An 8,674-nucleotide genomic window follows, 5' to 3' on the forward strand; every position below is an offset into this window, starting at 1 on the left:
CGACCGCACCCGCCTGACCCGCGAATCCCAAGCCCAGCGCCTCGCCGACCCAGGACGCGCCCGCGCCTGGCACATCGTCAACCCCGACCGCCCCAACCGCCTAGGCCGCCCAGTCGGCTACGCCCTGTACCCCGAAGGCCAGCCACCCCTGCTAGCCGACCCGAACTCCTCAATCCACCGCCGAGCCACCTTCGCCACCGGCCACCTATGGGTCACCCGCTACCACCCCGCCGAGCGCTACCCCGCCGGCGACCTGGTCAACCAGAACCCCGGCGCCGCAGGCCTGCCCGCCTACACCGCCGCCGACCGCGACCTCGACGGCCAGGACATCGTCCTCTGGCACACCTTCGGCCTCACCCACTTCCCCCGCACCGAGGACTGGCCGGTCATGCCGGTCGACTACGCGGGCTTCACGCTGAAGCCGGTGGACTTCTTCGCGCGGAACCCGGCGCTGGACGTCGGCGCGGCGAATCAGGGCACGCATTGCTGCGGGGAGCATGAGTGAGGGTGAGCCGCACTCACACTCGCACCCGCCAGCTCAGAATGCGCACCTCGAAACTGCCGCGTTGACAGCACCAAGACAATGACTCCCCACCCCGAAAGCTATCCGCCCGCCCCGAAACCCAATCAATCACCAGGTCCCAGCGTGAAATCGAACACCCCCGAATCAAAGCTCGAATACGCCTCATAATCCAGCAACTCATACAACCGCGAACGCGTCTGCATCCGCGGCAACAGCGCCGCCTGCGTCCCCTCAGCCGCCAGCGTCCGCAGCCCGTCCTCGACGGCGCCCATGGCCAGGCGCAGCAGCGTGACCGGGTAGAGCGCGATGTTGTAGCCGAGGTCGGTCAGCGCCTGGGCGGTGAGCAGCCGGCCCTTGCCGAACTCGGTCATGTTGGCCAGCAGCGGTACGCCGACCGCGGCTCGGAACGCGGCGAATTCCCCTTCGTCTGCCAGCGCTTCCGGGAAGACGGCGTCGGCGCCTGCCTCGACATACGCCTTGGCCCGGTCGATCGCGGCGTCGAGTCCTTCGACGGCCCGCGCGTCCGTCCGCGCCATGATGACGAAGTCCGCGTCACGCCGTGCGGAAACCGCGGCCCGCACCCGACGCACCATCTCCGCACGCGGCACCACGCTCTTGCCGTCCAGATGCCCGCACCGCTTGGGATTGACCTGATCCTCCAGATGCAGCCCGGCGACCCCGGCGTCCTCCAACAGCTGCACGGTGCGCGCCGCGTTCATCGGCTCGCCGAAGCCGGTGTCCGCGTCGACCAGCAGCGGCAGGTCGCACACCCGAGCGATCTGCCGGGCACGTTCGGCCAGCTCCGTGGAGGTGGTGAGCCCGATGTCAGGCAGTCCCAGGTCCGCCGAGAACACCGCGCCGGACAGGTACGCGGCCTCGAACCCGGTCTCCTGGATCAGCCGCGCCGACAGCGGGTTGACCGCCCCGGGCATCCGGATCAGCCGTCCGGAGGCGAGCTGGGCGCGGAAGGCGCGGCGGCGTTCGGCCGGGGTGGTGCGGGTGTGCAGCATCAGAACAGTCCTTCCGGAAGGGCCGTGTCCACGGCCGCCAGCGCGTACCCGTGGCCGATCACAGGTTCCTCCTCGATGCGGTGGTTCGCCATCGATCTTGTGGCCCGCCGCGATCGGCGGCAACCCGATCGGGCCGGCTGACCCGCGGCTACCGGCAACTAAGATGACCTGGAGGGCCCCGAACCTGGAAAGAGGCGGAACCGGTGACCACCACACTGCACCTCGAACGCGCGATGCCAGGGGCGACGATCGCCGTCCAGGACCGGCACGCCAGCTGGTCGGTCCTGCTCGACGGGCAGGAGGTGGGGCGGATCGCGTCGGACGAGACCTTCCAGACCCAGGTGCCGCCCGGAACGCACACCCTGCAGCTGACCTCGAACGGCAGCCACCGCAGTCCCGTGCGGACGTTCGCGGCGACGGACGGGTCCGTGGTCCGGTTCCGTTGCCACTCCCAGCCGGTCTGGCCACTGATGGTGATGGCCGCGGTGCTGCCGGGGCGGTGGATCGTCCTGAAGCAGCGCTGACGCGCCGAGCCGCAGCGCCCGTCTCAGCCCGCGATATCGTGGCCGGATGACGGGATCGATAATCATCATCGATCTGCCGGGCCCGGTGGCCGCAGCGCAGACGGCAGAGCTCGGCGGGATACTCAGGGGGCTGGCCCGGCGCTTCGAGGAGCCGCGGGCCGGCTCGTATGACGTGGAGATCGGGCCGGGGCGGCTCAACGCCGCGACCCCGGAGCCGGCGGACGGCGAGCCGCGCCTGTTCACCGTCAGCATCACCGGGCCCGGGTTCGGCGACGAGGGCGTCTTCCGGGCCGAGCATGCCGATGACCCCGAACTCGAACCGTTGATCGGGTACTCCCCGACCCACGACGTCGCGCTGGTCACGCCGTACACCGGCCTGGTCGACCGGCTGATGCTCGCCGAACTCTGCGCGATCGTGCAGGAGGTGGTCGGCGGACTGGTCGAGCTCCGGGTGTCGTCGCGGATCGTGGATGAGGTACGGAAGCTGCCCGGGGTGGTCGCCATCTCCGAGGAAGCACCGCCCCGGGTATTCGGGAGTGCGGAGTTCATCCGGGGCTGGGCGGCACATCCCGAATTCACGAACTACAGCATGCCGTTCCGGTATCGCCCCGGCCATTTCTGAGAAACCGTACGTCGGCGTTCCCGACTCGGACCCGGCGCCCGCCGCCCGCCGCCCCACGCCCAGCGCCCGGCCCGCGGCCCGCAGCCTTCGGAAACACGCCGGACACGAGGATCGCGCGCACGCTACACCGAACACGGATCGCCCCGACCCTTATCTCAGCACCCTTTGATAAAGCGGTCCGAGCAGCCCGCACCCCGCCCGAGAGGATCATGACAAACCCCTGATGGGAAGCCCGACCCGGCCCGACGACGGCGCAGCACCCGCGATCCGGGCGGCGGCCGGGGAAAGCAGGTCAGAACCTTAACCAGACCGGGCCCATCGCAGCGCTGGAACACCCCGTCGGTGTCTCACGTGGTATAGACCCACTACCATTGGTGACGCGCTCGTTACACAAACGACAGCATCCTCCCCCATCATGGACACCATGGTTGATGTCCTGTCGCATCGGCTGGTTCCGGATCGACTATGGCAGCAAGTCGGACCCTTACTCCCCGCGTTCTCGGCCCGGCCGCAAGGAGGTGGCAGCGCGCCGCTTGACGACCGCGCGGTCTTCACCGCCGTGGTCTACGTGCTCACCAGTGGCTGCGCTTGGCGGAACGTGCCACCGGAGTTCGGCGTGTCGCCGGCCACCGCGCACCGCCGGTTCGTGACGTGGAGCCGGACCGGATTGTGGCGGCGGCTCTACCAGACCGCCGCCGACCAGCCCGAGGAGCACGCATGGCTGGCGACGATCGCCGGCTCGGCGCTGGAGCGGTACAGCCCCTGACCGGCCCGGCGTCCGGCGTGCGCCATGCCTCGCGCCATACCCCGTGTCGTGCCCGCGTCCTCATCCGCACGCGACTCCCACTCAGGCCGCCCACGGCGCGCCCACCCGCGCGACCCTTCAGCAACCCTCGCTGAGGGCCGACGACCCTTACCGGCCCCTGCCCCGCCGGTGCGCCCGGCCGGTCGGCGGCCCTGAGCTGCGGAAAAAACAGAGATTCCCACTTGCCTTTCCCTTGCGGTCCCCGTGAATTCACGCGGACTCGATCTCCGGCACGCCTTCAGAACCCTTTCGAGGGAGCATGGAAACCGCCTTGACGAGCAGCCACATGAGATATGAAAGCAAGCTGAGAAAAGCATTAAGAACCTTGCAGGGCTTGCTCGGCCCGGCCTACTGTCCGATGTAGTAGAACGGTCCGGATATGAACCAGGAGCCCTGTCGCATGTACCCGTTGTTAGCCCCGCGGCGGTAGTCAACGCCGCAGCTCACAGCCTCGTCAGGAGCGTCGTCGCAGGTCGGCCGGCGACGACGCGGCTCCGCACGTCTGCTCCGCCCGGCGCCGGAGATCCGCCCCCGCGCCGGAAAGGATCGAGACACCGAAGTAATCGAAGGACCGAAGTATCGGACCACCGCGCCGTACCGAAAGTGCTTTCCGCTTTCGGCGCGGCCGTACGGCGCGCCTTTACAGCAGCCCTACATTCCAGCCTTATAACATGGGCCCGGTCGTAAATTCGCCGACCGCCGCGGCCGTCACCATCCGTTCTGAGCGAACAGAAGGAATCATGCCGAGCGTCGAATCGCCTTCCCATTCCGGCGTGCCGAAAAGCAATCCCGACTCCTTGGACCCCGACGGCCACTGGAACCTGCCGATAGTACGGTGGCTCTCGCAGTACTTCGAGCGGACCTGTGACCGGGTACCGGACAACGCCGCCGTCCTGTGCGGCACCGCCGCGCTGAGCTACGCCGAACTCGACCGCCGGGCCAACCGGCTGGCCGCCCTGTTGCGCGAACGCGGCGCCGGTCCCGGCCGGCACGTCGGGATCCTGCTGGAGCGGTCGCTGGACAGCTACGTCGCCCTGCTCGCGGTGATGAAGTCAGGGGCCGCGTACGTACCGCTGGACTCCTCGTTCCCCGCCGACCGGGTCGCCTTCATCGCCGAGGACGCAGAGCTCTGCGACCTGGTGACCACCTCGGCCCTGCGACACCGGACCCACGGCCTGCCCTGCCAGGTCCTCGAACTCGACGAGCAGGCCGCGCAAGTGGCGGCCCAGTCACCGGACCGGCTGGCGATCGAAGCCGATCCGGCCCAGGCCTGCTACATCATCTACACCTCGGGCACCACCGGACGGCCCAAGGGCGTGGCGGTCTCGCACGCCAGCCTGGTCAACTTCCTGCAAGCGGTCGCCCCGATCTACCAGGTCTGCGAACAAGACCGGGTGTATCAGGGCCTTTCCCTGGCCTTCGACTTCTCGGTCGAGGAGGTCTGGCCGGCCTGGGTGGTCGGCGCCACGCTGGTGGCCGGGCCGACCGACGACCGGCGGGTCGGCGAGGGGCTGGCCGCCTTCCTGGTGGAGCAGGCGATCACGGTCCTGTGCTGTGTGCCGACGCTGCTCACCGCCGTCGAGGCCGAGATCTCCTCGCTGCGCAGCCTGCTGGTCAGCGGCGAGGCGTGCCCGCCGGACCTGGTCAAGCGCTGGTCCCGCCCGGGCCGGCGGCTGCTGAACGTCTACGGGCCCACCGAGGGGACGGTCAGCGCGACCTGGACCGAGCTGTCCGCGCGCCGTCCGGTCACCATCGGCAAACCGCTGCCCAGCTACCGGGTCTACCTGCTGGACGAGAACCTGGTCCCGGTGCCCGCCGGGGACAGCGGGGAGATCTGCATCGGCGGCCCCGGGGTCGCCATCGGCTACCTCAACCGGCCCGAGCTGACCGCGCAGAAGTTCATCGCCAACCCGGTGCTCGCCGACCGCGAATACAGCCCGCGGGTCTACCGGACCGGCGACCTGGGCCGGTTCACGCCGGCCGGCGAGATCGAGTTCCTCGGCCGGATAGACACCCAGGTCAAGATCCGCGGGTACCGGATCGAGCTGGCCGAGATCGAGCAGGTGCTGCGTGAGGACCCGGCGGTCGAGAACGCGGTGGTGGTGCCGCGCGAGAACGACGGTGTGGTGCAGGACTTGGTCGGCTACCTCACGCTGGCCAACCGGTCGGCGCTGGAAGGCGAGCGCGCCGCCGGCGACAACGGCGCGCGCCACATCACCCGCGACACCCGCGAAGCCCGCGACACCCGCAACGACTCCGACCACAACCACAACCACGACAGCGGCCCCGCCGACCACGACGACGCGCGCCACATCACCCGCGACACCAACGCCGACGCCGACTCCGGCCGCGACGCCGCCGACCGCGACGCCGCCAAGGCCGACACCGGCCCCGCGAGCCACGCCGACCACGACGACCTCCGCGAGCGCCTGCACACCAAGCTCCGCAGCCGCCTCCCCGACTACATGATCCCCTCCTTCGTCGAGGTTCTGTCCGCCCTGCCGATGCTGGCGGCGGACAAGGTCGACCGCGCCGCGCTCCCGGCCCCGACCTCGCCGCCGCTCGCCAAGCGTTCCCGGCCGCACGTCGCCGCGAGCACGCCGACCGAGCAGGTCCTCGTCGCGGCCTGGCGAGACATCCTCGGCGTCCAGGAGCTGTCCGTCGAGGACGACTTCTTCCTCGACCTCGGCGGCCATTCGATGGCCGCGGCCCGGCTGATGTCCAGGCTGCGCAAGCAGCCCGAGACGGCGGGGCTGGCTATGGCAGACCTCTACAGCCACCCCACGGTCAGCGCTCTGGCCGCGTTGGTCGACGATGCGAGCGCCACCGCCGGCGCACCGTCGGATCCGCAGCAGCGGCAAGGTCCGCAGCCTCGCCGGCACTCCTCGCTGCGGGTCGCGGTATGCGGATTCGCTCAGGTCGCCGCGCTGTACGCGTGGCTCATGGTGTTCGGGCTGCCGGCCCTGGTCCTGCTCTACCGGCTGTTGGCGTCCTGGCACCAGCCGATGCCGGGGCTCGGGACCTCGGGCGATCCGCTGGACTACCTGGCCCGCATGAGCTACGCCGAGTTCGTCCCGCTGGAGATCGCCTGGACGCTGCTGGACGTGCTGCTCATCCCGGCGGTCGGCTGCCGGCTGCTGTTGGCCGGGGTGAAACCGGGCTGGTATCCGTTGTGGGGCCCGACCTACTTCCGGTTCTGGTTCGCCACCAAGGTCATGACCGGTTCGGCGGCCGCGCTGCTGGCGGGCTCCCCGCTGCTGCCGCCGCTGCTGCGGGCGATGGGCGCCAAGATCGGGCGCGGGTGCCACATCGCGGGGCCCTTCGGTCTGCCGAAGTTCGTCGAGCTCGGCGACAACGTGAGCGTGGGCTACGGCGCGCGCGTGCAGTCCTACGCCATCGAGGGCGGCTGGCTGCGGCTGGCGCCGGTCCGGCTGGACGAGGGCAGCAACCTGGGGACCAACAGTGTTCTGCTTCCCGGCTCGACGCTCGGCGCGCACGCCACGCTCGGCGAGCAGTCGCTGCTCCCGGCCGACCACACGGTCCCGGCCGGCGAGCACTGGGCCGGGTCCCCGGCCTCGGCGCAGGAATCGGCCCCGGCCATCCTGCAGGTCCTGGCCGAGCGGCCCGACGAGCGCCGCTGGCCGGTGCGCCTGCTGGCCGGCTACGCCCTGGGCGCGTTGGTGCTCATCCTGGTGCCGCTGGTGATCGCCGCCGCCGGCGGGACCATGATCGGCCTGGTGGCCTGGCAGGACGGCTTCGACTGGTCGCTGCCGGCCACCCTGGTGGCCGGGCCGGTGTTCGTGCTGGCGACCTGCCTGCTGATCATCGCGGTCAAGCGCGCGGTGCTGCCGCGGGTCCGGCCCGGCATCTACGCCGAGCGCAGCGGGTTCGGGGTGCGCAAGTGGATCGGCGACGGCCTGATGACCACCAGCCTGACCCTGACCCACTCGCTGTACTCCACGCTCTACCTGGTGCCGTTCCTGCGCCGGCTCGGGGCCCGCACCGGGCGCTGGTCGGAGGTGGCGACGGTGAGCTTCGTCGACCCGGACATGCTGGTCATCGGCGAGCGCAGCTTCGTGGCCGACGTCGCGGTGGTCGCGCCCGCGGTCTTCCACCGCGGCCGGATCGCGATCGCGCAGGCCGAGGTCGGCGAGCGCAGTTTCGTCGGCAACGGCGCGCTGTTGCCGGGCTCGGGCCGGATGGGTGACAACAGCCTGCTCGGCGTGCACTCGGTGGCGCCGACCCGGCCGATCGACCCGGAGACGACCTGGCTCGGCTCGCCGGCGATCTTCCTGCCCCGGCGCGAGGAGAGCCAGCAGTTCCCGGCGAAGTACACCTACGATCCCAGCCCCGGGCTGATCGCCGCCCGCCTGGCCATCGAGTACGCGCGGGTCACCCTGCCGTCCACGATCGGTGCGCTCAGCGCGCTCGGTGCCCTGTACACCAGCATCAAGATCGCCCAGAGCAGTTCGCCGCTGACGGTCTTCCTGCTGGCACCGGCCCTGGTGCTCGGCGCCGGGTTCTTCGCCACGCTGCTGGTCGTGCTGATCAAGTGGCTGGTCATCGGCCGCTACCGGCAGCGGGTGGAACCGCTGTGGGGCGTCTGGGTGCGGCGTACCGAGCTGGTCACCGGGCTGTTCGAGAACCTGGTGGTGCCCGGTCTGCTGAACTTCCTCACCGGCACTCCGCTGGCGCCCTGGGTGATGCGGCTGTTCGGCGCCCGGTTCGGGCGGCGGGTCTGGCTCAACACGACCTACATGACCGAGTTCGATCTGGTGGCCGTCGGCGACGACGCGGCGGTCGGGGAGCTCACCTCGCTGCAGACCCACCTGTTCGAGGACCGGGTCATGAAGATGTCGACGGTCGTCGTCGGCCGCGGCGGTTCGGTGGGGGCGCGCAGTGTCGTGCTCTACGACGCCGAGGTCGGCGAGGACACCACGCTGGACGCCCTGTCGCTGGTGATGAAGGGCGAGCACCTGCCGGGACAGAGCCGGTGGCGCGGCATCCCGGCGCGCCGTTTTTGACAGTCCCCTGACTTGATCTGACTCCCGCTCCGACTTCTCCCCCGCTTCTCGACCACTTCTCAGCCCCCCTCGATCCACTCCGCTCAGCCCCCTCGATCCACTCCGCTCACCCCCCTCGATCCACTCCGCTCCGCCCCGCTTCACCCGGCACCACCCCGCTTCACCC

At 70.3% G+C, this 8,674-nt stretch carries 5 protein-coding genes and 1 pseudogene; 5 read left to right on the forward strand and 1 reads right to left on the reverse strand.

Annotated features, from left to right (window positions below; translation table 11 throughout):
• Window positions 1-505: copper amine oxidase (locus tag KGQ19_RS45520; RefSeq protein ID WP_498038954.1), on the forward strand; the 505-nt coding region annotated here is incomplete at its 5' end.
• A gap of 122 nt (window positions 506-627) precedes the next feature.
• Here the strand turns inward: KGQ19_RS45520 and prpB are convergent.
• Entirely contained in the window at window positions 628-1,533 is a 906-nt protein-coding gene (gene prpB / locus KGQ19_RS45525) for a methylisocitrate lyase (protein ID WP_212021337.1), read from the reverse strand.
• A 203-nt stretch (window positions 1,534-1,736) separates the two neighbouring features.
• Between prpB and KGQ19_RS45530 the strand changes: the two genes are divergently transcribed.
• From KGQ19_RS45530 to KGQ19_RS45545, 4 genes and pseudogenes are all read left to right on the forward strand, one after another.
• On the forward strand, window positions 1,737-2,057 hold the full coding sequence (locus tag KGQ19_RS45530; RefSeq protein WP_212021338.1) for a hypothetical protein: 321 nt from the start codon (window positions 1,737-1,739) through the stop codon (window positions 2,055-2,057).
• A gap of 46 nt (window positions 2,058-2,103) precedes the next feature.
• Complete coding sequence (locus tag KGQ19_RS45535) at window positions 2,104-2,679, forward strand: DUF6368 family protein (RefSeq protein ID WP_212021339.1); 576 nt, start codon at window positions 2,104-2,106, stop codon at window positions 2,677-2,679.
• Window positions 2,680-3,103: 424 nt separating this feature from the next.
• Window positions 3,104-3,382: pseudogene (locus KGQ19_RS45540) on the forward strand (transposase); the annotation flags it as partial.
• 875 nt (window positions 3,383-4,257) lie between these two features.
• Window positions 4,258-8,508 carry a Pls/PosA family non-ribosomal peptide synthetase gene (locus tag KGQ19_RS45545; protein ID WP_212021342.1) on the forward strand — a complete coding sequence of 1,417 codons (4,251 nt, stop codon included), beginning with the start codon at window positions 4,258-4,260 and terminating at the stop codon, window positions 8,506-8,508.
• Window positions 8,509-8,674: the final 166 nt, after the last annotated feature.

The organism is Catenulispora pinistramenti, assembly GCF_018274385.1.
GTDB classification, from domain to species: domain Bacteria; phylum Actinomycetota; class Actinomycetes; order Streptomycetales; family Catenulisporaceae; genus Catenulispora; species Catenulispora pinistramenti.

Excerpts from the sequence above, each read along its gene's own strand:
- prpB (WP_212021337.1), bottom strand. The coding sequence starts at position 1,533 with ATGCTGCACACCCGCACCACCCCGGCCGAACGCCGCCGCGCCTTCCGC.
- KGQ19_RS45535 (WP_212021339.1), top strand. The coding sequence starts at position 2,104 with ATGACGGGATCGATAATCATCATCGATCTGCCGGGCCCGGTGGCCGCA.